The organism is Bifidobacterium sp. LH_491 (assembly GCF_056356495.1).
Genome location: NZ_JBKEUI010000001.1, coordinates 766,711 through 792,643 on the forward strand (window position 1 = coordinate 766,711; position 25,933 = coordinate 792,643).

Sequence of the window (25,933 nt, forward strand, 5' to 3'; positions counted from 1 at the left end):
CAATGTTTGTGCGCTGGCGGTTCATCGCGGACCGCCAGCATATGAAAGGAATAATCAATGAAACATCGATGGAAATTGGTGTCTGCCGTCGCTGCCATGGCTCTTGCGACGACGGGGATGATTGCACCGGTATACGCTGCTAATGGTTCAAGTTCGCGCGTTGCGGACGATCAGCTCATTGCGGCGTATGACTTTTCCGAGACCGCCGGCCAGCTGTTGCATGATCGTAGTGGCAATGGTAATGACGGCACGGTGGTTGGTGCCACCGCGTGGGAGAAAGGTACGATGTCGTTTTCGGGCGACAATTACGTGCAATTGCCTGACGATTTGGTCAAAGGACGTGCTGCGGCAACGGTAACGGTGGAAGCCAAGCCTGATGCTGCGGCACTGTCGCATAATAACTTTTTGTTTAACATCGGCGGCACCGGTACCAGTCAGAATGGGGGCACCGGTCAATGGTTCGTGTCGATGAACAATCATGAGGCTTCGATTACCGCAACCAATTGGCAGGGCGAAAACAAGGCGCATGCAGATAAGGCTTTTACGGCTGATCGATGGCAATCTATTGCCGTAAGCATTGCACCCAACGATGCCGATGACACATCGACGTTGGTGTTGTATGTAGATGGGCAGGAAGTTGCGCGTAATGCGCAGTCCACGGCAAATTTGTCGGATTTGCTTGATCAGACGCATAATGTCATTGGTGCCTCCGCATACGCCGAGGATGCTAAATTCACGGGCTCCATAAGCAATTTCCGGGTTTATGGAACTGCCTTGGATGAGAGTGCGATTGCCGGCATTGCAAAGGCCGATAGTCAGGAAGTGTCTGATGAGGCTGCTGGTCGCCCTTATTTGGAGGAGGCCGGCGGTGTAGCCGGAGCCGATGAGCATTCAACCATTGTGCATGACGCTAATTATGGCAATGTGCTGACCATCGACGGCGGTTGGATCGCGAATAGTTCCACGAGTGGTCCGGTTACCTCTGCCGTGGGAACGTTTGTCGATACGTCAGTGTTTCAGTCGAAGGAGTGGACGCTGAGTGCCGATGTCAAGGTTACCGATCCGGACACGGTTGTGGATAACTGGAACAAGAAAGCCGCTTTTACCATAGGCAACGCTCAGCATGCGGTGAATGTGCTGCTTGGTGCAGGCAAACTTGGCTGGGGTAATACTGATGGCGGTTACAGCGAGCATACAGTCGATTTTGATGAGGTTCCTGAACGTGGTCAATGGGTTGCGTTGTCATTGGTGTATCGTGAATCCGCAGATAGCGCGACGGTGTCATTGTTCGTCAACGGCAAGCAGGTGGTGTCATCCGTCAACCTAGGCTTTACGTTTGGTGCTCTGGATAACGTGTCGGCGTACATTGGTCATGGCTACAACACCAGTTTCGTGCTCAACGGTTTGTATGATGCCATCGTGCTGGACGACAAGGCGTTGGATGATGAAGCCGCCGCCGCGTATACTTTGGCGCGTTTGCAGGACAAGCAGTCGGTGGAGCAGTCGCAAGGCCCCGGATATTTGTGGCTGTACTTCCAAGCAAGTGATTATGAGAAGGTCAATTATGGCTACAGCAAGGATGGTCGTTCTTGGAGTGCATTGAATAACGGCGAGAGCATCATGAGTTCGCCAAGCGGCACAAAGGGTATTCGTGATCCGCATATTCTGCGTTTGCAGCAGGCTGATGCATCGGGCTACCGGTATGTCATGCTGGGTACCGACCTGCATGCTGAGGGTACGGCCTCCGGCGGCAGCTGGGATCAGATTTCGGCCAGCACCGCATTGGTGGTGTCTAAGTCGAAGGACTTGGTAAACTGGACCACTCCACAGCTGGTGCAGACTGGGCTTGCCGGGAAGGTTGGCAATGCTTGGGCGCCGGAAGCAATATGGGATGAACAGACCAATGATTATCTGGTGTATTGGTCGAGCCGTGACCTGTCCACTGGAGGAACGAACCCGACGACGAGCAATACGGCGCTTAAGGTGTATAAGGCGCATACCACTGATTTCACGTCATTCACGGAGCCTACGGTATGGATTGATCAAAGTTCGGCTTCAATGCACAATATTATTGATACGACCATTGTGCAGGGCGAGGATGGACGCTACTATCGATTCTCCACGTCGGATTGGTGGACGGTTGTTGATGTTGCCGATAGCCTTGAGGGACAGTGGCATCGTCTGATAGAGCGTGATTCGGATGTTACCGATGGCAAGTCCATAGTGACCGGTGATACGGTGCGCACCACGACGCAGAGCGGGTTGAGCACGCATATCGAAGGCCTGACGGTATATCAAATGCCGGATGGCTCGTGGATGGTCATGGGTGATAATGGCGGATATGCTGGTTGGAGCATTGGTGCTCTTGCGGATATTGCAAATGACGGTGCTTTCCACAGTGCCGGTGCTACATTCTCAAGCCGTTTCCGTCATGGAACGGTAATGCGTTTGAGTGATGATGAGCAAACCGCCGTGCTGGCGGCATATGGCGACGCGGATGGTGACGCCGTTGAGGTGCCCGCCGACGAGGATGGCTCTGGTCCGATTGCGCAATATACCTTTGACGATGGTTCCGCATCCGATGTCACTGGTAACGGTAGGGATCTGACGTTGTATGGGTCTGCAAGTATTGAACGGGATGATGATAGTGGCAGCAGTGCGTTGGTGTTGGACGGATCCTCGGGAAGCTATGCGCAGTTCCCGCAGGGCATGTTTGACGGTCGTAACTCGTTGACGGTGTCCATGGATGTACGCACCGATCTATCGGGAAATATGTTCACATTTACGTTCGGCAAAGATACGCAGAAATACTATTTCATGCGGTATCGTAACACCGGCGAATTGGGTAACCACATCACCGTTGGGTCATATCAGCAGGAGGCCGTTGCGGATGCCTCGGTCGATGCACAAGGATGGCACAATATCACCGTTACCTTCGATGGGGTGGTAATGACCAGCTACTTCGATGGTGTTCAGGTGGCGCAAAATGCCAACACAGGGTTGCCGGTGACGTCGTTGGGCAAGCGTCTGATGGCGTATTTAGGTAAGTCCTTCTACGACGATCCGTACTTCCGGGGTGCCTTTGACAATGTCACTGTGTGGAATCGCACGCTCAATGCCATGGAGATTGCCCGAATGAACGATGCTCCCGCATTGGCGGGCGCCACTGTTGGTTCGGTACCTACTGCTGAGGAAGCCGCCGATTTGCGCGGCACGGATACGCATACGTCAGTACGTACGAACATTGACGCCGACAAACACGTGGTGACATCGGTGGTTAACCGCCGCGCGGATGTACACGCGCTTGCGGTGACGTTGTCGCTCACCTATGCGGATACCGAAGTGCTGTTGGATGGCAAGGCCTTCCATAACGGCGATATCGTTGATATGTCGAAGGATCATACATTGACGGTGTCATATCCTGACCAATTGCATCGCGCGAGCGAGGAATGGACGCTCAAAGCCTCGACCGTGTCGAACAATCCGGTGCTGCCTGGCCAGTATGCCGATCCGGATATCGATTACTTCGACGGCAAGTTCTGGATATATCCCACTACGGACGGTTTCTCTGGTTGGAGTGGCAATTACTTCCATGCTTTCTCCTCGACAGATTTGCAGAACTGGACTGACGAGGGCGTGATTCTTGATGTTAATCGTGACCATCAGCCCACTACGGACGGTGACGAGGATACGGCCATTTCACCATGGTCCGTGGGAAGCGCGTGGGCTCCTACGATTGAGAAGAAGAATGGTAAATACTACTTCTATTATTGCGCCAAACTTCCGAACGGCACGTCGGCCATCGGTGTGGCGGTTGCGGACTCCCCGGCGGGGCCTTTCCGCGTGGCCGACCAGCCGTTGGTTACCAATAATATGGAAGGAGTTACGGTAGGTCAGGCCATCGATCCATCAGTGTTCACGGATGACGATGGTACTTCTTACCTGCTTTATGGCAACGGTTCTGCGGCGATGGTGCAATTGGGCGACGACATGATGAGTGTGGTGCCTGGTAGCGCACGCAGAATCTCCGGCCTGAACGATTTCCGTGAGTCTGTGGTGGTGGCCAAGAGAGATGGTATTTACCACTGGACCTGGTCGTGTGATGACGCCGGGTCGCCGAATTACCATGTGAACTACGGCACCTCCACGTCGCTTATTGCAGATGACGGCACCGTCGGTCCGACCGAACAGCATGGAACGTTGCTGCAAAAGGATAGCGACAAGGGCATTCAGGGAACCGCCCACCAATCCGTGGTATCGGTGGTTGACGCCAATGGCCAGGAGCGGTGGTTCATGGCCTATCACCGTCATTACACTCCGTTGGGTGTGTTCACCGATGGGCTTGGCTACCATCGTGAAACCGCCATCGAGGAAATCACGTTTGACGAACAAGGTATTATGCGCACCTTGTCGCCGACGGACGAAGGCGCCGGCGCGGTGAAGCTGGCTGATGTCTCGGCGCTGAACGCCGAACTGCAGGAGTCTCAGGGCATTGTTCGTGATGACGCTGATGGGCAGCTGTGGAAGACGTTTGTACAAGCGCGCTCGCAAGCGGATGATGTGCTGCAAACGATGATGAGCCATGGTGCTGCGCAAAGCGTGGTGGATTCAGCGACGCAAGCGTTGCATGACGCTCGTCAAGCGCTGTCTGCTGGTGCCGATGATGGCAATCCGAATCCCAATCCCAATCCCAATCCTGATGGTGAGGGGGACGATGTGCCAGGCGATAATACGCCGGGACACAATTCGCCGGGCAACGATGACAAATCCCATGAAACGTCCTCTGGTCATGGAAGCTTGGAGGACTCCCGTACGGGATCGTCGGTGCACGCCGTGGTGGTCGTAGTGATTGCGTCTATCGCGGCCGGGTTGTTGTGCTGTGCGGCGCGCAAGGTTCGGCGCGGTTAAGAGGTAAAGGGGCGGTCGTGTGCGGCCGCCTCGTCTCTATTTGTATAAGGTCAAGATGAAAGAAGAAGTGATATGAAACATGCTAAGAAGACGACGTTGTCTGCGTGTATACGACATGAAGTGGGGGCGTTGGCGGCGATAGCTATGCTGTGTGCCGCTGGAACAGTATCGTCGGCGTTGGCGGTGCAGCCCTCGTCGGATCTGCAGGAGGGCACATCGACCCAGAGCAATGTGCTGAACATGGCGTTGGACGGCAATCTCAAGGATGCGAGCATCGTGAACAATGCGGTCGCGATGGTACGTGGAAATGAGTCATACGAGGATGGGGTGTCAGGCAAGGCCTTACAGCTAGACCAGGGAGCAATGTCGTTGGGCGCTTCACGCATGCTGCAGCCGCAGGATGTATCGCTGTCGTTCTGGTGGAAACCCAAGGGCACCATGACTAGCGAACAGATTTTCATGTGGAACAAGGCGTTGTACAACAATGACGGATGGTATCTAAGCTCGAATGCAGATGACAAGCCGTTGGTGTTGTCGGTAGGCATTGGTTCTGGCGGCAGTGGCGGCGGTCAGCCTGTCGAATTTAATATGAGTGGTGACCGGGCTTCTGTGTTTCCCGCAAACGTATGGACTCACGTGATGGTGACGTTCGACTCGGCTACGCGTCAGGCGGCATTCTACATCAACGGCGTCAAGCAGTCGTCGAGCGTGGGCAATGTCTCGTCGCAGGGCACCATCGTGGCAGATGATAGCGTCAAATATATTGGGTTGAACGGTGCTCATAATAGTGGAGGATGGCTATCCGGGTCACTGGACGAGGTGAAAGTCTGGTCATCCGTCGCAACCACGGTTGATGTGGAGCGTGAAATGTTGGTGGGCGATCCTTCTTTTGATGCGCGGACGCTTGCGCAATCTGCGCTTGACGCGATTAATGTAGCCGACAGTGCTATCACCAATATTCGTTTGGTGACGCAAGCGGATAATGGATCCACCATACGATGGTCTTCTGATAATCCTGAGATTGTCAGCAATACCGGTACGGTGGTACGACCGGGCGTAGGGCAGTCCGATGCGAAGGTGACGCTTACTGCGGTTGCCGAATATGGCAGTGCGGCGGTTTCCCGTACGTTTGTGGTCACGGTTCCGGCCATGAGTGAGACGGACGAATACTCCGAAGCGCTGCTTTCTGAAACCGGTATGGACGCGGTCCAGGTTAGTGATGAGTATTTGAGGAATGCCGCGCAGAAGGAAATTGAATATCTGCTAAGTTTTGATACCAACCGATTGCTGGTGGAATTCCGTAAGCAGGCCAATCTGGACACCAAAGGGAAAACCAATTACGGCGGCTGGGAAGCTGGCTATGGTGAGGGCACTCGTTTCACCGGGCATTTTGTGGGCCATTATTTATCCGCAGTGAGCGAGGCGGCGCGCGCGACCTTTGCCACCGATGAGCAGCGTAGCCAGCTGCGTGACAAGCAGCGCGAACTTGTGATGGGACTGCGTCAGGCCCAGCAGGCATATGCTGTTTTGGATCCGACGAACGCTGGGTTCTTGCCTGCGTTTAAAGTCAATGCCTTGCCTAGCGGTGCCGACGGGTTGCTAGTGCCGTTTTACGATTTGCATAAGGTAGAGCAGGGACTCATCCATGCTTACGATTATGCGCAGGATGACGATGTTCGCGAGGCGGCTTTGGCTGCGGCCTCGGATTTCGCTGACTTCATCGTGAATTGGAGACAGGCCCATCCTGACGTCAATATGTTGTCTACGGAATACGGTGGTATGAATGATGCGCTGTATCAGCTCTATGAAATCACGGCAGATGCCAAGCATCTTCAGGCAGCACATTACTTTGATGAAACCAGTTTGTTCGCCGATTTGGCCGCGAATAAAGATGTGCTGAATGGCAAGCACGCCAATACCACCATTCCGAAGTTGACCGGAGCCGTGCAGCGATATATCGCGTTGACGGAGAATCCTGAAGCATATGAGGCGTTGAGCGAACAGGAACGCACCGAGTTAAGCGATCTGTATTTGAAGGCTGCGGAGAATTTTTGGCAGATGACGGTTGATCATCATACCTATGTCATTGGGGACAACTCGCAATCGGAGCACTTCCATGCGGCAGATTCCTTATGGCAGGATGCTACGCAAAACGGCACGTCGAACGGCGGGTATAACAATAATTCAACGGCGGAAACTTGCAATGCGCATAATATGCTCAAGTTAACACGCTTGCTGCTGATGGTGACGAAAGATTCGAAGTATGCGCAGTATTACGAGCATACATTCATCAACAGCATTGTGGCGTCGCAGAACCCGCAAACCGGCATGACGACGTATTTCCAGCCTATGATGGCGGGATATCCGAAGGTGTTCGGTACCGAATACGGGGAATTCTGGTGCTGCCAGGGTACCGGTATCGAGAACTTCTCCAAATTAAACGATTCCTTCTATTTCACCGATGAGCATGACGTGTACGTTGCGATGTTCCGTTTGTCGACGTTTACTGATGTTCGTCATCACGCGCGCATTGTGCAATCTGCCAATGTGCCGAAGCAGGATACGGTAACGTTCCGTGTCGAAGGGCTTGACGGCAAGCCGGTGGATTCCGGCACTATGTTGAAGCTGCAGGTTCCTACGTGGGCTCAGCACGTGTCGTTGACGGTGGATGGGCTGGAGCAGGACGTTACGCAGGTGGATGATCATGGATGGTTGACTGTGCCGATATCTGAGGGTACGCAGATCTCCTATCGGTTGCCTGCCAAGTTGCAGGCTGTGTCCAGTGCGGACAACGAGAACTGGGTGGCCTTCCAATACGGTCCGGTGGTCTTGGCAGGTGCTTTGACTGATACCGATCCCGAGACGAATTACTCGTATGGCGGTGTTTTGGTGCGCGTTGGTCATTACGATGAAACGGCCAATGCCATGGCGTCCATTGTTCCCGCCGCCGATGCGCAAGGCAACGAAGTTTCGGGATCCGCATGGCTGAAGAATCTTGATGAGAATGTGGTGCGGTTGGATGATCCGGACGATGGGGGCAAGCTGTACTTTGCCTTGCGCAACGTGGACGGGGCCGCGGCGAACATTCGTCTTGAGCCGTACTATTCGTTGTATCAGACAACGTACGCGGTATATTTCGATATAGCGGATGTGGATTCACCCGCATATCAGGATAAGATCGTGGCTCAGAAACGGACCGATCGGGACGCTGCCATCACCACAGACTCCGTGGTCCCTGATCAAGGGAATAACATAGAGACCACGGCGAACTTGCAGCATTCCGCTGATTCGCAAAGCGCCGAATACGAAGGCAAGATGTATCGTGATGCGCGCGCAGGGGGTTGGTTCTCCTATGATTTGCATGTCAATTCCAGTGCTGATCATAATTACGTGAGCGTGCAATACAATACTGCGGATGTCAACCGGTCCTTCGACGTGTATGTTGATCCAACGCCGTTGGATGGGGGCGCCATGGCCGACGGGGTGCTGTCTGACGCTGCGGTCAAGTTAGCGACGGTGCGGGTGAATGATGATGCCGGAGAGAAAGCATTTTACTGGGAACACTATGAAATCCCTGACACGCTATTGTCTGAGAAGGATGCCAGCGATATCGTGCGCATTAAGTTTGCGTCGACAGGTGGTTTGGTTGGCGGTGTGTACGGCGTGCGCACGCTGACCGCAACCGAGTATTCCTCTAACGCGAACCTTGCGTCATTGTCGTTTGACGGTGGCATGCTTTCTCCCCAGTTCGATGGGGCGCGCAGCCAGTATACTCTGACGGTGCCGGAACGGACGACTTCGGTGACAGCTATGTTCGAGGTATCTGATCCCGGAGCATACATTGCCGTTGATGGGATTGTGATTGACGATACAAAACCCCGTGATATCTCATTGGATGCCGACGGACAAACCATCGAGATAGTCTCGTACGCGCAGAACCATACTTCGATACGCAACTATTCGATTGAGGTCATTCGCGAGGGCAAGGAGCCTGCGCAACGCACTGATCCGGTATTGTCGTATGATTTCTCCCAAGTTGGGGATGTGTCCGACGGTTCGACTGTTGCCAATCTCGGAACGGGACAAGAAACGCTGAGCGGTAGTGTGGTCAACGATGGCGCGCGCTTGGTTGCGGATGAGACGTATGGGACGGTGTTGTCTTTGCCGGGAGGCGGCGCGGGCAGCCAGTCTCCGTACGTGCAAATTCCTAGTGGCCTGATTGCCGAAGGGCAGAGCGATCTTACTTTGTCCGTGACGATGCGATGGAATGGGCAGGGTAGTTGTGTGTATCCGTTTAACATAGGGCGTAATAACAGCAATTACCTGTCCTATATCGTCTCGTGTGGCGGTAATACGCGTATGGAAAGTTCCGTTGCTGGAGCCCAGACGCAGCTGAGTGGCGTTGATCCTTCGGCAGGGCAGTGGGTGACGGCTGCTGCGGTGCTTCAAGGCGGCAAGACGTTGTCCTATTACTTGGACGGGGTCTTGATGAAGCGAGTGTCGACGCAGGTGAACGCCTCGGATGTGCGTGGCACGGATACGTTCAGCGGGTATTTGGGTAAGTCGTTCTATAACGATCCTTATTTCGGCGGCGATATCGCGCAGTTCCGAGTATGGAATCGTGCTGTGAGCGCTGCAGAGTTATTTAATCCCGATGAAGAACTTCCCGAGCCTGAACCGTCGCACGACGCTTCATTACGTTCCTTGACTATTGCTGGTGTCGCGGTTGATTTGCAGGCGGCGAATGAGGGTAAGGAACTGTCGGTAATAGTTGCGGATTCCGCCCACGTTGATGAGTCCCAAGTGGTGGCGGTGACGTCGGATGCGGGGGCTACCGTAAGGGTTGACATTGTTGAGAGCGTTGTCTCGATTGTGGTGACTGCCGAGGATATGACGACATACCGTACGTATACGGTGCTCCTGCAATCGAGTTCTGGAGATGAGGTCGACTCGAAGCCTGACACTAATGGACAGGGTGCCGATGATAATCCGTCGGTGGAGGAGCCGTCTGCTGCTCCTGCGCAGAAGCGGGATGATGCAACATCTTCAGAGGGTGAGTCTGTGTTGCGGAAGAGTGGTTCGTCGGTGACAGTGCTTTGTTGCTTGGCATTGGCGGCGTCGTTCGCCGGCGTTGCTGTGCGCCGCATGCGCTGTCGCTTGTAGTGTCTGCGCTTGCGCAGCGATTTGGTGGGGGCCGTGGCATTTGCTACGGCCCCCACCGTTGTCGGCACGTGTATTGGCATATGCATAATCACGGTACTGGGCATCGCGTCTAGGATGCTGGGTAGGGTATAGCCGTGTCTGAAACTCCTGTGTGGTTCATCGCGGCGTCTCTTATAGCGTTCGTTGTGTTTTTTGTGTTCGATGTATTGGTTGCGGGGCGTCGCCCACATATACCAAGCGCTGGCGAATGCGCGCGGCATATTGCCTTTTTCGTGGGTGCGGCGCTGGTGTTCGGAGCGTTGATGTGGTTGGTGGCGGGTGTGAGTCCGGCGTTGGAGTTTTATTCCGGTTGGCTGACCGAGTATTCGTTGAGTATTGATAATCTCTTTGTGTTCGTGTTGATTATGGCGAATTTTGCCGTGCCCAAGGAATTGCAGAAGTTGGTGCTCAGTGTCGGCATCGCCGTGGCTTTGGTGTTGCGTGGCGTGTGTATTGTGCTGGGGGCTGCTGTGATCGAGCGTTTTACGTGGGTGTTCTTTCTTTTTGGTGCGGTGTTGTTGGTGTCTGCCGTGAAGTTGGTTTGTGGATTGGATGATGGTGGGGAGGAGTACCATGACAATGCGGCGATTCGCGGGTGTCGCAGGGTGTTGCGGCTGTCGGGTGACTATGAGGGGTCGCGGCTGCGTGTATGCCGTGGCGGTGTATGGTACTGGACGCCGCTGTTGGTGGTGTTTGTGGCGATCGGTACGACGGATGTGTTGTTTGCCTGTGATTCGATTCCGGCGATTTTTGGGTTGACGAAGGATCCGTTTATTGTGTTCGCCACGAATGTGTTTGCCTTGTTGGGGCTCAAGCAGCTCTACTTCCTGCTGGGTGCGTTGTTGGACCGGTTGGTGTATTTGCCGTTGGGCTTGTCGGTGGTGCTGGGGTTTATTGGTGTCAAGCTGGTGTTGGAGGCGCTGGCGGGCAATACGTTGCCGTTTATCAATGGTGGGCGGCCGGTGTCGTGGGTTCCGGAGATTCCCACATGGTTATCATTGACGGTAATAGTGCTTTCGTTGACTATTGCGTCGCTGGCAAGTTTGTGGACGATGCGGACGGCGCAATCTGAAGTGTGAAGATTTTCTGCTTACTGGCATGTGCGGTAATCCTTTTCTCAAAATAATTGTGAGCGCTAACAACACACCGCGGAGAATGATTTTCACGGCGTAATCTGCTAGTACATTGATGTGGTAGAGACGGTATTCGTACCGTCTGATTGCAAGTAATACACAGAATAGGCAGGCATTCATGCGTAAAGCCAAGATCGTAGATACCATTGGTCCCGCTACCGAGTCGCTCGAAAACCTCACCAAGCTGGTCGAGGCTGGTATGGACGTGGCGCGATTGAATCGTTCCCACGGCACTCCCGAGGATCATCTGCGCGTGTACAACAACGTGCGCGAAGCTTCCAAAGTCACCGGCCGCAATGTGGCCGTGCTGGTTGATCTGCAGGGCCCGAAGATTCGCTGCGGTTGGTTCAAGAAGAACGCCGAGGGCGAGGACAAGGTGCAGCTGACCGCCGGTCAGGAGTTCGTCATCACCACCGATGAGATCGAGGGTGACGAGCGCATCACCTCCACGACGTTCAAGGGTCTGCCTGGCGATTGCCATCCCGGCGACCCGATTCTGATCGATGACGGTAAGGTTCGTCTGGAGGTTACCAAGGTCGAAGGCAACAACGTGCACACCAAGGTGATCGTTGCCGGTCCGGTCTCCAGTCACAAGGGCATTAACCTTCCGGGTGTCGCGGTGTCGCTTCCTGCGTTGACCGAAAAGGACGAGGCCGATCTTCGTTGGGCCATCCAGACCGGCGCTGACATCATCGCCATGTCCTTCGTGCGTTTCGCGTCCGACATCGATCGTGCCCACGAAATCATGGACGAGGAGGGCCGCCGCATTCCGGTGGTCGCCAAGATCGAGAAGCCTCAGGCTTTGGAAAATCTTGAGGATATCGTCAAGGCATTCGACGGCATCATGGTGGCTCGCGGCGACATGGCCGTGGAGTGCCCGTTGGAAGAGGTGCCGCTGGCCACCAAGCGTTGTATCGAGCTGGCTCGTCAGTACGCCAAGCCGGTCATCGTTGCCACCGAGGTGCTGGGTTCCATGGTGAACTCGCCGGTGCCGACCCGCGCCGAGGCCTCCGACTGCGCCAATGCCGTGTTGGACGGTTCCGACGCGACCATGACCTCCAACGAAACCGCCGTCGGCAAGTATCCGGCGGTGACCGTGGACACGATGAGCCGTATCTCCGGCTTCGCCACGGAGCATGGCTTTGACCGTATCCCGCAGTTGAAGAATCTGGATATGTCGTCTACCGGCGCCGTGTCCTCTGCTGCCGTTGATTTGGCCGATAAGCTCAATGCTAAGGCTATCGTGGCATATACGCAGACTGGTTCCACCGTGCATCGCATTTCGCGTGAGCGTCCGGCGACTCCGATTTACGGCTTGACCGCCAACGAGCACACCTATCATTGGCTGGCGTTGAGCTGGGGCACCGAGGCGTTGCTGCTGGAGGAGGACTATCACGACAAGAGCCGTAAGGATTTGATGATTTTCACCGATCGCGTGCTGCGCGATGCCGGCAAGGTCGTCAATGGCGACAAGATTGTGGTGCTGAGCTCCGCGCAGGGTGAGTACAAGCCGGGTCGCACGGATTCCATTTACGTGCACACGGTTGGTGCCTGCGATATGGACTAATCTCGACCATAGTGTCGAAGGCGCGGTATGCGTCAATGTAAGGTGCAAAGAACCCCGCATCCAATAAGGATGCGGGGTTCTTTGTGTAGAAGCGCGGATATGGTTGATGGCTGTAACAACCAGATATGGTGTCCAGTTGGAATGCGGTGGCGTGCTGCGTAGTGGATGGCGCGTGCAGTGCAGTGAGGGTAGTTATCGCGGACAGTATCCTACGGGGTGCTCCTGCAAAATACGTAATGGAGGTTGGATAGCAAAAGACCCCCAGCGTAACGCTGAGGGTCTCTGTTGAAGTGCCCCCGGTGGGACTCGAACCCACACTGTACAGATTTTGAGGCTGTCTCCTCTACCAATTGGGATACAGGGGCTTGTATCAACCTAGGAGAATATATCACAGAAGATGACCGACGCCAATCGTGTGTCGTTTTGGGCGCGTCGCGTCAAAACGTCCATGACGGTGGCGGCAATTGTGGAGTGTTCTTCGGTGCCATTGGTGTCTCATCGGCTACGCACACCGCGCAATTCGGGCGTGTGGCGGATAACGTGCCTACAATGGCAAATAACGTCGGCATTGAAGCGGACATAAGGAGGATTCCATGAATGACACGAACGAGCGCAAGACCTATCGTCGCTTTGATCCCTGGCGCCCCTCTCCGGTACAGGAAGTGTCACGCAAGCAAATCGTGGACAGTCATTATTTCACCGTGGACCATGTGGCGTTTGATTCGTCGGAGGTGGGACATTTCGAACGCTACCTAGTGCAGGAAAATAATGGCGATACGGTGGCAGTGCTGGCGCTGACCGACGATGGACGCATTCCGTTCGTGGAACAATACCGCATTCCGACCCATCGCTGGATGTTGGAAATTCCGGCTGGACATGCCATGACGCCGACGGAGCGGCCGTTGGATGTGGCGATGCGTAAGCTGCGTGAGGAAGCCGGTTTTGAGGCGCGGCACATGACGCAGTTCGCGCGCTTCATCAATACGCCGAGTTTTTCGAATCAGCATACGGCATTGTTCTATGCCACAGGACTGTCTGCGGTGAACCGTAGCCAGATAGGACCGGAAAGCCCGCGTTCCGGAGTACGTTTCTATACGCCTCAGGAGGCGTATGACATGGTGGTTAACGGCACAATTGTTGACGCCAAATCGGTTATTGCAGTGCTGCGTGTGCATGCGGGACTGCGGGATGTGGAACCTGACGCGCAATAGTGGGAGCGGTCAGTGAGGCGTGAGCACGGGGTGGATGTGCCTGTTGTGGCACGTATTGTGCCGACACACCATTATCTGCGCCGCTAGCTATGATGTCAGAACGAAAACACGCAAACAAACAGGACATTGAACACCGTTTGATCCCCGCGGCATGACCGTTTACGAAAGTGGGTTGGCCACTTGTACCGGCCGCCCCTGATGCGAGTCAGCACGATGCTCGACGGCGGTTTGCCCGGTGGTGCGGTGAAGAAAAGAGGCATAATGACGACACAGGCAGATACCAACGAACCCGTGTTGGACGAGGTGCTCACCGAAGATGAGCTGCGGGCGGCTGCCTTGGGCGACGAATCGGTTGCTCAGGAGCCTCGTGAGCCGGGCAAGCGCACCGTAGTGGTTGCCGAGGATGAATCCGTCAACCGTATGGATTTGGTGGGCATGCTGGAAGACAATGGCTATACGGTGGTCGGCGAAGCCGCTAACGGTGAGGAAGCCATTGAACTGACCCGCAAACACCGTCCTGATGTGGTGTGCATGGATGTGAAGATGCCGCGTGTTGACGGCATCGCCGCCGCCGGTGTCATCTGCGACGAGAACATTGCTCCCGTAGTGATGCTCACGGCGTTCTCCCAGCCCGATTTGGTCAAGCAGGCCACGGGTGCCGGTGCCATGGCATACGTGACCAAGCCGTATGAGGAATCCAAACTCATTCCCGCCCTGGAAGTCGCCATGGGCCGTTTTGCGGAAATCAACGATTTGCTGGACAACGTCGAGCGCAGCGAAGCCAAGCTGCGTGACGCGCAGGAGCAGCTGAAGAAAACCGAAGAGCAGCTCAAGAAGGCCGAGGATACCTTGGAGGAGCGCAAGCTGGTGGATCGCGCCAAGGGATTGCTCATGGACAAGGCTGATTTCTCCGAACAGGGTGCGTTCCGTTGGATTCAGAAGACTTCCATGGATCAGCGCATTCCGAAGAAGCGTTTGGCAATGGCCATTATCGCCAAGTACAGCGAGCCCAAGCCTCAGGACGAGGAAGACCGCTAAACCGCCAGAGCGGAGGATACGGTGGCAGATAACCCACAGGATAATCAGCGCGGAACGTTATTGGTCATTGATGGCCACTCTTTGGCGTTCCGCGCCTTTTACGCATTGCCGGTAGAAAATTTCACCACTGCCGATGGCCGTCCCACCAATGCGGTGTGGGGGTTTGCCACCATGCTGTCGCAGGTGGTTGCCGCAGAACAGCCCGACCATCTCGCGGTGGCGTTCGACGTCAAAGGCGGCACGTTCCGCAACGATATGCTGCCGCAATATAAGGGTACGCGCGAAGCGGCCCCCGAGGAGCTGCTGTCGCAACTGCCCGTAATCCAACGTATGCTGGGTGCGCTGGGCGTGACATATATCGAATGTCCCGGATACGAAGGCGACGATGTCATCGCCACCTTGGCGAGCATGGGCGAGCGCGAAGGGTACAATACGCTGATTCTTTCCGGCGATCGTGACGCCTTCCAATTGGTCAACGATCGCGTCACGGTATTGTATCCGGCGCATCATTTCAAGGATCTCAAACGCATGACGCCCGAAGCGGTGGTGGAGAAGTACCATGTCACCGCGCAGCAATATCCCGATTTGGCGGCGTTGCGCGGCGAAACCGCAGACAATATTCCAGGTGTGCCTGGTGTGGGGGACGGATTCGCCGCCAAGTGGATCAACCAGTACGGCGGCTTGGACGGCATCGTCGAACACGCCGCTGACATCACCGGGAAAAAAGGTGAGGCACTGCGCGAACATCTCGACCAAGTACTGCTCAACCGTAAAGTCAACGCGCTGGTGCGTGACGTCGAATTGGACGTGGGCATGGACGACCTCACCTTCGGCTCCCTGCATGCCGACGAAGCAACCGCACTATTTGCCGACTTGGAATTCGGCGTGCGCACACGCAACCGCATCCTCAAAGTGTTCAATGGGGGAGAACGCCCCGAAACCACACAGAAGGAAGATGCCGAACCGCAAGGCGTGCAAGCTCCGCATTGCCAAGACATCGAGAGCGCACAAGCCTTGCGTACGTGGTTGGATGCGCATTGCGAGCCAGTCAAGGCAAGCGCGGCCAATGTTCAGAAGAAAACACCGGCAACCGATTCTGTCGATCACGCCGATTCAACCGCACAATGGAGCATCGACCACGAGGCCCACGCCCAAGATGTGTTGACAGGGCTGTGGGTACTCCATGCCGACGGCATGGCGCAGTCGGATACGGCATCGGTAGTGCAAGTGGCGATATTGTGCGGCACCGAAGCAGCCGTGCTGACATGGCCATGGAAACCAGAAGTCACCGAAGCGTTGAACGAACTGGTGCATCGATACCGGGGCACCATGGCCGTACACGGATACAAACAGCAGCGCCATCGTCTGCACAGCATCGGCGTGCAACTGGAAGAACCAGGGTTCGACACCAAACTGGCGGCGTACCTCATGCACCCCGACGTAACGCTGGACACGTTGGACCAAACCTGTGCCTACGTACTGCACACACACATGCAAGCCGAGGAAACAGTCAGCCAAGGCATGCTCGACCTAGGTGACGAAGACAGCGTATCGGCCACCCCACAAGTGGCGATTTCAGCGGCCGCAGTGCGTGAATTGACCTCTGCCTTGGCGAAGGGATTGGACGAACGCAGCCAATTCGGGCTGTTGCGCTCGCTGGAATTGCCGGTAGCCTCCGTGCTCTATGACATGGAATGCGCCGGTGCCTGCGTGGACATGGCGCGTTTGGAGAAGATGCGCGATACGTTCTCGGCCGACGCCGAACAGGCCCAGGCCATCGCATGGCAGTGCGCGGGCAGCGAAGTGAATCTGCAAAGTCCCAAGCAGTTGCAGACGGTGTTGTTCGAGGAGTTGGGCCTCAAGCCCACCAAGCGCACCAAGAACGGCGGCTACACCACGAATGCGGCGGCCTTGCAGGATCTGTATCTGCGTTCGGCCGACAACGAGCGCGCCAATGGATTCTTAGGTGCGTTGCTGCGTCACCGGGAAACCAATAAGCTCAAGCAGATTGTGCAGACGCTGATCGACGCGACCGATGCCGACGGGCGCATCCACACCACCTTCGAGCAGACGGTGGCCGCAACGGGACGATTGAGCTCGGTGGATCCCAATTTGCAAAATATCCCCAACCGTAATGCGTCAGGCCGTGAGATTCGTTCCGCATTTGTGCCCGGTGAGGGATATGAGAGTTTGCTCAGCTGCGATTATTCGCAGGTTGAGCTGCGCATTATGGCGGATCGTTCCGGCGACGAATCCTTGGTGGAGGCGTTCCGTTCGGGTGTGGATTTCCATCGATATGTGGCCAGTTTGGTGTATGGCGTGCCGGTGGATGCCATCGGCGCCGACCAGCGCGGTCATGTGAAGGCCATGAGCTATGGTCTGGCGTACGGATTGAGTACGTATGGCTTGTCACAGCAGCTCAACATTACGCCCGCCGAAGCGGATTCCTTGAAACGTCAGTATTTCGCCACGTTCGGCAAAGTGCATGATTACTTGGAATCGTTGGTGGCGACGGCGCATGATGACGGCTACACCGAAACGATGTTTGGTCGCCGCCGGTATTTCCCCGGATTGGCGTCTACCAGCCGTATGGTTCGTGAGGCCGCCGAACGTGGGGCGTTGAACGCGCCGATTCAAGGTTCGGCCGCCGATATCATGAAAATCGCCATGTTGCGCACCCATGAGGCGTTGCGCCGCGAAGGATTGCGCAGCCGCATCATTTTGCAGATTCATGACGAACTCGTGCTTGAGATCGCGCCTGGCGAGCGTGAGCAAGTCTCGCAGCTTGTACGCGAGGCGATGGAGCATGCGGTGCGGCTCAGCGTGCCGTTGGATGTGTCCATAGGCATTGGCGATGACTGGCAGTTGGCGGCGCACTGATTCGTGCAGGCCGCACTACGGATAGTGGATGCCGGTTGGGTGTAGGCCCGTAGGCCGGCGCCCAACCGGTGAGAAACGAGGTGGGAAATGCCACGTGTGCATGATGTGGTAAGCGTCTTAGAGACGTTGTACCCGTTGCGGTATGCCGAAAATTGGGATCATCCGGGACTGATTGTCGGGAATCTGGCCGCGCCTGTAATGCGAATCGCTTTCGCCGCCGATCCCACGATGGCGGTGATCGACGAGGCGTTGGAGTATGGTGCCGACCTGCTGGTGTGCCATCACCCGCTGCTGTTCCGGGCGGCGCATGAGGTTTCTGGATTGGGCATCCACGGCCATATAGTGCGGCGTTTGCATGAGGCGGGATGTGCTCTGTGGGTGGGGCATACGAATGCGGATGCCGCGTTCCGTGGCGTGGCGCATGCGGCGGCGCAAGCTTTCGGATTGACGCAATTGCGTCCGTTGGTGCCGATCGACGATCCGCAATCCGCCCATGCGGTTGGTTTGGGACGGGTTGGCGTCTTGCCCGAGTCGATGTCGCTACGCGAGTTTGCGCAGCGGGTTGCGCGGGAAGTGCCTCCGACGGCGTTGGGCGTGCAGGTGTGCGGCGAGTTGGACATGTCGGTACGCACGGTTGCCGTGCTGCCAGGCTCGGGCGACTCCTTGATGGACGAGGTACGGGCCAGCGGGGCGGATGTGTACGTCACCAGTGATTTGCGCCATCATCCTGTCACCGATGCCATCGAGCAGGCCCGCTATGAGGCATGGTTGCGTGCTCAAGGCGTGCCGGTTGGCGGTGGCGACATCGCGGATGCCGCTCCGCGGCCGGCATTTATCAACACCGCGCACAGTGCCATTGAATCGATGTGGTTCCGCTACGCCGTGCAGGATGTGCCCCAGGCGGTGATGAATCGATACGGCGAGCGCCCTGAGGTGCGGTGGATTACGCGCAATACCGACCCGTGGGCATTGCATATCGCGCAATAGCCGCACGTTCAGCTGGGGCGCTTCGTCTGCGGGATGCGGGCGCGCGTCATACACGTGCAAGAACACTATGCGAGCCAGGACAAGGCAAGGAGCGAAACGAGCATGGCACAGACGTTGGTGATCGACACGTCATTCGGTTCGACCGTAGGCATTGTGGGGCATGATCCCGTTAGCGAGCAGGATTCTCGACTCCATGTGGAACGGCTGCAAGGCAATATTGATCGCGCCGTTCGTCAGGCCGGGCTTACGGCGGCCGATATTGACACCATTGTGGTGGGGGTGGGGCCGGCGCCGTTCACGGGATTGCGGGTCGGCGTCGTGGCGGCCAAGGCGCTTGGTTTGGCTACCGGGGCGCGTGTCGTCGGCCAGGATATTCTCACGGTGCAGGCCGAGCTGATGCGTGCGGCCAGGCGAGGGGACGTGCCGTGGCCGGATGGTGGTCAGATGCCGCAAGAGGAGAGTGCGGCGGCACGGTACACGTTGGCGGTTAATGATGCGCGTCGCCGTCAGCTGTATGCCACCATGCTTGACGAACAGGGCGATGTTGTGCTGGCGATGGATATTGACTATCCCGCCTCATTGGTGCGGCGTATTGGCGAGCTGGTTGCGGGCCAGGACGGGCCGGTTGCCTTGGATATCGTCGGTCATGGCGCTCAAGCGTATGAAGCGGTATGGCAGGAGCTTGACATGCCGTATTGCATGGAGGATGTGTCGCTGGCTGATTGGGGCAAGGCAGGATTGCGCGCCATGGCAACATGCGCCATACGTGCCGCGGCGCAAGGCCAGGACAGCGTGGAACCGTTGTATTTGCGTCGTCCTGACGTCAGCGTGCCGCATCCGCTCAAGCACGTCCTTAACCATGATGGCGCGGAGCGAACCGCATGAGCGTGCATGACGAGGCCGCTTGCCAATGGCTGCAAGCCAATGAGCCGTGGCACATCGTGCCGTGGACCAGCGTCGAGCGCGAACACACCATCGCCGCCATCGCATCTATGGAAGAGACCTTATTCGGTCGGGGCGCGTGGACGCCATCCATGGTCGCCCAAGAGCTTGATGCTCCGGCCCGACACTACTGGCTTGCCGTACGGGAGCATACCTCGGGCATCGCGAACATCGGAGGATACGCCGGATATTGGTATGACGGCGATGACGCGGAACTCATGACCATCGGCGTATCCGTGCCATACCAGCGGCAAGGATTGGCCGCGCGACTGTTGACGACGCTTATCGAAGACGCGCGTCAACGCGGCGCTGCCCGCGTGCTACTCGAAGTACGAGTGGACAACGATCCCGCGCTGCACCTGTACCGACGCTTCGGTTTCCAACGATTGGGCATACGCAAACGCTACTACCAGCCCGAAGGCGTAGACGCCTACACCATGGCGCTTGAGCTGCATGAGTATCCCGTAGGGTTTGCGTCGGGCGCGACCACCAAGACAAGGCAATAGGGGAGGAATAGGCAGATGAACGAACCATTGGTATTGGGCATTGAATCCACCTGCGACGAGACGGCCGCCGCGGTAGTGCGCGGCTATGAACTGCTATCCAACGTTGTGGCCTCGTCCATGGACGAGCACGCGCGATACGGCGGCGTCATCCCCGAAATCGCCTCGCGCGCCCACGCCGAAGCGCTGGCGCCTGTGGTCGGCAAAGCCCTGGACGACGCAGGCGTGACGCTAGCGGACGTAGACGCCATCGCGGTGTCAGCAGGCCCGGGATTGGCCGGCTGCCTGGCGGTCGGCGTATCCGGCGCCAAAGCGTTGGCCTGGGCCAGCGGCAAGCCATTGTACGGCATCAACCATGTCATCGGACACATCGCCGTAACCCAGCTGCAATTCCGCGCATTCCCCGCCGACACCATGGCATTGATCGTCTCCGGAGGCCATACGTCGCTACTGCACGTGCAGGACGTGGCCCGCAAAGTGGACGTCGTCGGCACCACCCTGGACGACGCCGCCGGCGAATGCTTCGACAAAGTAGCGCGCCTGCTGGGATTCCCCTACCCGGGAGGACCACATATCGACCGTCACGCCCAATCGGGCAACCCCCACGCCCTAGCCGTGCCGCGCGGCCTGACGCAAGGCAAAGCAGGACGAGAACACCCATACGACTTCAGCTTCTCCGGCGTCAAAACGGCAGTGGCACGATGGATCGAACAACGGCAGGCGGCCGGACTGGATATTCCCGTCGACGACGTGTGCGCCTCACTGGCCGAAAGCGTCGCCGACGTATTGGCGCGCAAAGCAATGCGCGGCTGCAAACAATACGGCACGGACACCCTGATCGTGGGCGGTGGATTCTCAGCAAACTCACAGTTGCGCTCGCGGCTGATGCAGGTCGGTGAGGAAGAAGGCGTTCACGTGCGCATTCCGCAGTTGAAATTGTGCACGGACAACGGTGCGATGGTGGCGATGCTGGGCGTGAATCTGGTGCAAGCCGGAGTGGCGCCTTCGCCGTTGGACTTCGGTATCGACTCGTCGATGCCGTTGCATCGCATCGTGATGTAACGGCATCCGACACGCCGATTTGCGTCAGCAAGTTGCATCCGTCGTATTTGCGTGTAATATCTTCATCTTGTGTTCAGCAGTTAGCAGAACACAGCAGACATTCCTGCGTAGCTCAGTTGGCAGAGCATCCGACTGTTAATCGGACGGTCGCTGGTTCAAGCCCAGCCGCAGGAGCTTCTCGGAGGCCCCCGCTTCGGCGGGGGCCTTTCCGTTTTCCTTGATATTGTCGGCTTTCTCGGATATGAGAAGCGAAGGTCGTTGCATATGTCGGGTTGGTGTTTGGATTCTGCGAGGTCGGTGGCATGGCGAATCTGGTGAACTTCGAGGATTGCCCGCGTTCGGGCCGGTTCTATGCGGGCAACGCGGGGCGTAAGATCGGCGTGCGTTACCGGGACGCCGATTGGCTGCTCAAATTCCCGGGATCGACCCGCGAGCTGCGCGGATCGGTTCCGTCGTACACGACCTCGCCGGTGTCGGAGTATCTCGGCTCGCACGTGTACGGGCTGCTGGGCATCGCGGTGCACGAGACCGTGCTGGGCGTCAGGGAGGGCAGGGTCGTGTGCGCGTGCAGGGACTTCGTGCGTCCGGGCGAGCGGCTCGTCGAGTTCCACGACCTGAGGAACTCCCTGTCGGACGACGAGCCGGGCTTCGCCCAATCCGCGTCCACGGGCTCGGGCGTGGTGCTGGCCGACGTGCGGGCCGCGCTGCGCCTGATTCCGGAGCTTTCCATGGTCGCCGGGGTGGACGAACGGTTCTGGGACATGTTCGTCGTGGACGCGTTCATCCGCAACGTCGACCGCGACAACTCGAACTGGGGGCTGCTGTCCGACGGGAACGGCGGCTGGTCGCTGGCGCCCGTGTACGACAACGGCAATTCGTTCAACAACAAGCGCACGGCGGACGCGATGGCGCGCACGCTGTCCGATCCGACGCTGATCGGCCGGGACGCCGCCGACGTGCGCTCCTGCTACGTGACGGACCAAGGCCATCCGATCGCCCCGCTCGAATACCTGGCCTCGGGCCGGGACGCGGCGGCCACGGCGGCGTTGCGCCGTTTCATGGAGCGGTTCAGCCTGGACCGGTTCCTGGAACTTCTGGATTCGATACCCGACCAAGCGTACGGCGTGACGGTGCTGCCGGAGGGCTACCGGGAGTATCACGCGCGGGTGATGGCGTACCGGTACGAACGGATCTTCGCGCCCATGCTGGAACGCCTCTGAAACCAATGCCGCACGCCGTACGGGCGGCGTCGGCGTCGCCTGCGGCTAGCGTGTGGTCATGACGAAAAAGGGGATGGCCCTGGTCCTTGGCGGATCGGGGCCATCCCCGTCGTCGGTTCGGGGCCGGTGTGGCCCGGACCGACTATCGTGCGGAGGTTTCCTGTTCGCGGCGACGTTTGCCGGCCGCCAGCACCAGCGCCACACCCGCCAGCACGATCACCAGCACACCCGAGCCGGCGACCGCCGCACCGGTCGGGGCCGTCTTGCCGGCGTCGCCGGTACCGGTGCCGGCGCCAGCGCCGGCGTTCTCGTACACAGTCGCCACGGACACCGACGTCGCACGCGGCGTTGATCCGCTCCGTCCAACCGCCACGGCTCCGCCAGGTGACCGTGTATCCGACCACCTGCTCCCGCGTGTCGAACGATCCCTTGGCCACGCCCCTACGCAGCCGTGGGTCGATGTTCAGTCCCTCGCGGCGCACACGGCGGATGAACTCGTCCTCGCTCCTGGACGAGATCGCGCATGCTCGTACAAGACGACCGACCGCGAGCCGCGGCATCGTATCGGCCATGACGCCAGCCGTCATCAGACTTCTCGCGTCGGCATCGAGATCCGCCCAAGGCGGGATGCCATGACAGTCTTGGCGCGCCTTCCACTCGGCCCATTCACGCCACTCGCGATACGTGTAGCGGATATGGTCGCGGTCCGTCACCGAAGCCAGCGGTGTCAGCTCGGCCCGTTCGCGCTCCATGTTCCGGCACGCGTTCTGCGCATGCCTGCGGTCGTTGTACGGGTTGATCCAATCATCGTCACGAGCGAGCTGCACCATGATGTGCACATGATCGTTCCCGTTCCTGCTGAGCCCGTGCCTGACCGCCACTCAAGTGGCGCCCTCGCCATCCGTGTCGAGCACGTTCAACCGTCTGAGGTAATCCGCGACGATGTCCGACCATTGCCAGTCCGTCAGGATCCCGTCCTCGGAACGAAGCGACAACGAGCAATGCCAGACCCGATCCAGACCATCCTCACGATCGGGATTCCGTTTCAGGCTGCGCCGGTCCGGCGGGCAGGAACGACCCTCGGCAAGGAGACGACGATACCGAGCATCGAACAGATCGCCCGGCTCACGGAACGACCGCTCCGGCGTTCCTCCGATGCCGAACGCATCGACCATGTCGCCGCTCGCCGCGATCAGGTGCTGGTTCCGATGCTCGTTATGACTCCCCCGACCGAACAGATAACGCAACAGTCTTGCGGGATCCGAACCTCGCGAGATTTTAGGAATCATGAAGCCCATCATCGAACCGTTCGTCCGTGTCGAAGGAGAGGAACCCGGCCATGATCGCGCGTCTGAGTCCCGTCTCGTCCGTGCCGGCCGGAGCCGTCACTCCAAGCGTCGCATGGTTGGACCCTTCCGGGGGCAGGGCCAGTTCGGAGCGTTCCTCGTCCTGCTAAATGAAGTATTCCCGTTGCCAAGTCCAGGAGGCCGTATCGTTCGATCAAATCCCGCGCCGTGTCGGCAAGACGGCGTTCCTCGGGCGTGCATTCGTCGGGTCCCATCATCATCGTCGCATCCTTTCGTTTCACGGTGCCGCGATTCCTTTCACGGACGTGGTCATCGTACGTGCGCGGCTCGTATGAGACATGGCGTCTACGCCTTGAAACATCGAATGACTTTGCTGAGGCACAGTGCTAACGTATTAAAAGGTCGCATTAAATTCTCCAAAAGGAAGGAGATGATGCATTGAAAAACAATGTGAGACTTTGCCGTAAACGGAAAGGGCTTACACAGTACCAGTTCGCGAAATGAATCGGCTTGACGCGCAGAGGTGTACTCACCATAGAAAAGGGTGCAGCCAAGCCAAGACTGCAAGACTGGGCGATGCGCTGAAGCTTTGCTGCGAGTTAGATGCGACTATGAAAGATTTGTTTTGCGTCAAAGAATATACGGAGAATCTCGGTCACTCACCTTACCAAGAGCCGATCAAAGGTGTTTGTCTAGACTCTATTAGATATGCAGACGTAGATTAGCGGCTGGAGATTGTTAATACAGCCTCTACCTATACCAATGTTCTATGCCTGACATTGTAGATAGCAACCTATCTGGCGTGGAATGGAGGTTTTATGCAAGAGCATGAGGAAAACGTTCGTCATCGTCTTACACCAAAATGGTGGGAGCTTTTGGCATACGCATGGATAATTGCAATTGCATTGGTTTTCAACGCAATGCAATTCCCTAAATGGGTAGTCATCCCGCTTGTTTTAGCGATCTTATTGGTTCGAGCAACGCGAATATATCTCGCAAAAGGAAAGAAAGCTCAAGATGACGATGTTTAAGATTGCTGATACATCGCGTGTAAGCACAGCCATAGCTATGAGTGTGGTGAGTGTCATCTTGATTGGACCTGCACTAGTCACGATTATCCTAGCAATTACTTCGATTCTTAGTGGTGGCGTAGATGCAATCCTGACCATGGGTCGGTCCGCCTTTGTTACGGAAGTCAAGAAGATTGTCACCGAGCGAGGTGCTGCTGCAGCAGACGCTTGGTAAATAACAATCACCGTCCGTAAATGTTGGCAGGTGCTAAGAGATCTTTTTTGGATAAGCTACTGGAGATTTCCTCTGAAGTCTTCGACAGCTTTTTGATAGGCGATAGTGGTGGATGAACTAAAGCAAACATTTTTAATTACGAAAATGACAATGGTCAATAAACGTCGATGCAAAGATACGGCAGAGCGACACAGAGTGTTAGACAGGATTGCAGCAGATATGAAAAAGCCTGGTTGATATTCGATCGAGGCTTCTCGTAGTGCTCCCTCGAGGATTTGAACTCTGAAGCGCTGATGCGGAGCTAGGAGCCATACATGAGGATACGACTTTACTTTCATTACAATATCGGCCGGTGGGGGCCGACTTGCCATAAGCGTGTACACTGTAGGGCGACAGCGGACCTGTGAAATCAAATCCTGAGAACTCTGTCCATTCGTATGAGGTCTCGCAGCTTGCCACGACAAACGACACCATACAATACGTCTGGCGTCGCATTCTGCTACGCCTTGAAACTCAAGGAGAGCGTATATGAAATGCCGGAATATTAAAATCACGTTGACAAGTTTTGTGGTGTTGCTTCTGACCATGCTGCTCGTCAGCATTGGAAGTGTGGCTCATGCTGATGAGGTCAACTCCGTACTGCACCGAAACGGCGGGCCGGATCGGGTGCGGGACGTCGGAGACGATCGGCGGGATTCGTGCATATGACTATCGGCTGTTTGGAAGGT

17 protein-coding genes and 2 tRNA genes are annotated in these 25,933 nt (G+C 56.9%); 16 read left to right on the top strand and 3 right to left on the bottom strand.

The window, feature by feature from the left end; all coding sequences use genetic code 11:
* Positions 1–57: 57 nt before the first annotated feature.
* The 4 genes from AC1AWK_RS02725 (at position 58) to pyk (ending at position 12,810) form a co-directional block, all read left to right on the top strand.
* A complete protein-coding gene (locus AC1AWK_RS02725) occupies positions 58–4,908 on the top strand; it encodes a family 43 glycosylhydrolase (RefSeq protein ID WP_476567915.1) in 4,851 nt (1,616 codons plus the stop codon).
* A 72-nt stretch (positions 4,909–4,980) separates the two neighbouring features.
* Positions 4,981–10,071: a beta-L-arabinofuranosidase domain-containing protein gene (locus AC1AWK_RS02730; RefSeq protein WP_476567917.1), complete on the top strand. Its 5,091-nt coding sequence runs from the start codon at positions 4,981–4,983 to the stop codon at positions 10,069–10,071.
* A 134-nt stretch (positions 10,072–10,205) separates the two neighbouring features.
* Positions 10,206–11,189 (top strand): TerC/Alx family metal homeostasis membrane protein, encoded by a 984-nt coding sequence (locus tag AC1AWK_RS02735; RefSeq protein WP_476567919.1) that lies wholly within the window; start codon positions 10,206–10,208, stop codon positions 11,187–11,189.
* Positions 11,190–11,361: 172 nt separating this feature from the next.
* Positions 11,362–12,810, top strand: coding sequence for a pyruvate kinase (gene pyk / locus AC1AWK_RS02740; protein ID WP_476567921.1), 1,449 nt, complete (start codon positions 11,362–11,364; stop codon positions 12,808–12,810).
* A gap of 291 nt (positions 12,811–13,101) precedes the next feature.
* On the opposite strand, the gene AC1AWK_RS02745 is transcribed toward pyk, so the two are convergent.
* Positions 13,102–13,175 (bottom strand) — tRNA-Leu (locus tag AC1AWK_RS02745).
* Positions 13,176–13,403: 228 nt separating this feature from the next.
* Here AC1AWK_RS02745 and AC1AWK_RS02750 point away from each other — a divergent pair.
* The 9 genes from AC1AWK_RS02750 to AC1AWK_RS02790 all read left to right on the top strand — a co-directional run bounded on the left by AC1AWK_RS02750 (position 13,404) and on the right by AC1AWK_RS02790 (position 22,653).
* The gene (locus AC1AWK_RS02750; protein ID WP_476567923.1) at positions 13,404–14,021 is read left to right on the top strand and encodes an NUDIX domain-containing protein; all 618 of its coding nucleotides are present in this window, start codon (positions 13,404–13,406) and stop codon (positions 14,019–14,021) included.
* A 261-nt stretch (positions 14,022–14,282) separates the two neighbouring features.
* Complete coding sequence (locus AC1AWK_RS02755) at positions 14,283–15,059, top strand: ANTAR domain-containing response regulator (protein ID WP_476567925.1); 777 nt, start codon at positions 14,283–14,285, stop codon at positions 15,057–15,059.
* Positions 15,060–15,080: 21 nt separating this feature from the next.
* Positions 15,081–17,939 carry a DNA polymerase I gene (gene polA / locus AC1AWK_RS02760; protein ID WP_476567927.1) on the top strand — a complete coding sequence of 953 codons (2,859 nt, stop codon included), beginning with the start codon at positions 15,081–15,083 and terminating at the stop codon, positions 17,937–17,939.
* An 87-nt stretch (positions 17,940–18,026) separates the two neighbouring features.
* Positions 18,027–18,926, top strand: a complete 900-nt coding sequence (locus AC1AWK_RS02765; protein ID WP_476567929.1) for a Nif3-like dinuclear metal center hexameric protein — start codon at positions 18,027–18,029, stop codon at positions 18,924–18,926.
* Between the two features lie 102 nt (positions 18,927–19,028).
* Positions 19,029–19,811: a tRNA (adenosine(37)-N6)-threonylcarbamoyltransferase complex dimerization subunit type 1 TsaB gene (gene tsaB, locus AC1AWK_RS02770; RefSeq protein WP_476567931.1), complete on the top strand. Its 783-nt coding sequence runs from the start codon at positions 19,029–19,031 to the stop codon at positions 19,809–19,811.
* Positions 19,808–20,374: a ribosomal protein S18-alanine N-acetyltransferase gene (gene rimI, locus AC1AWK_RS02775; protein WP_476567933.1), complete on the top strand. Its 567-nt coding sequence runs from the start codon at positions 19,808–19,810 to the stop codon at positions 20,372–20,374. Before tsaB ends, rimI begins: the two co-directional genes overlap by 4 nt.
* A 15-nt stretch (positions 20,375–20,389) precedes the next feature.
* Positions 20,390–21,433 (top strand): tRNA (adenosine(37)-N6)-threonylcarbamoyltransferase complex transferase subunit TsaD, encoded by a 1,044-nt coding sequence (gene tsaD, locus AC1AWK_RS02780; protein ID WP_476567935.1) that lies wholly within the window; start codon positions 20,390–20,392, stop codon positions 21,431–21,433.
* A 101-nt stretch (positions 21,434–21,534) separates the two neighbouring features.
* Positions 21,535–21,607 (top strand) — tRNA-Asn (locus AC1AWK_RS02785).
* A 128-nt stretch (positions 21,608–21,735) separates the two neighbouring features.
* Complete coding sequence (locus AC1AWK_RS02790; RefSeq protein WP_476567937.1) at positions 21,736–22,653, top strand: HipA domain-containing protein; 918 nt, start codon at positions 21,736–21,738, stop codon at positions 22,651–22,653.
* A 142-nt stretch (positions 22,654–22,795) separates the two neighbouring features.
* Here the strand turns inward: AC1AWK_RS02790 and AC1AWK_RS02795 are convergent, their stop codons facing one another.
* Positions 22,796–23,026 (bottom strand): hypothetical protein, encoded by a 231-nt coding sequence (locus AC1AWK_RS02795; RefSeq protein ID WP_476567939.1) that lies wholly within the window; start codon positions 23,024–23,026, stop codon positions 22,796–22,798.
* A gap of 508 nt (positions 23,027–23,534) precedes the next feature.
* The gene (locus AC1AWK_RS02800) at positions 23,535–23,942 is read right to left on the bottom strand and encodes a hypothetical protein (protein ID WP_476567941.1); all 408 of its coding nucleotides are present in this window, start codon (positions 23,940–23,942) and stop codon (positions 23,535–23,537) included.
* 836 nt (positions 23,943–24,778) lie between these two features.
* On the opposite strand from AC1AWK_RS02800, the gene AC1AWK_RS02805 reads away from it, so the two are divergent.
* The 3 genes from AC1AWK_RS02805 to AC1AWK_RS02815 all read left to right on the top strand — a co-directional run bounded on the left by AC1AWK_RS02805 (position 24,779) and on the right by AC1AWK_RS02815 (position 25,913).
* Entirely contained in the window at positions 24,779–24,991 is a 213-nt protein-coding gene (locus tag AC1AWK_RS02805) for a hypothetical protein (RefSeq protein ID WP_476567942.1), read from the top strand.
* Entirely contained in the window at positions 24,978–25,205 is a 228-nt protein-coding gene (locus AC1AWK_RS02810) for an uberolysin/carnocyclin family circular bacteriocin (protein WP_476567944.1), read from the top strand. Before AC1AWK_RS02805 ends, AC1AWK_RS02810 begins: the two co-directional genes overlap by 14 nt.
* Positions 25,206–25,733: 528 nt before the next feature.
* The gene (locus AC1AWK_RS02815) at positions 25,734–25,913 is read left to right on the top strand and encodes a hypothetical protein (RefSeq protein ID WP_476567946.1); all 180 of its coding nucleotides are present in this window, start codon (positions 25,734–25,736) and stop codon (positions 25,911–25,913) included.
* The last annotated feature ends 20 nt before the right edge of the window (positions 25,914–25,933 follow it).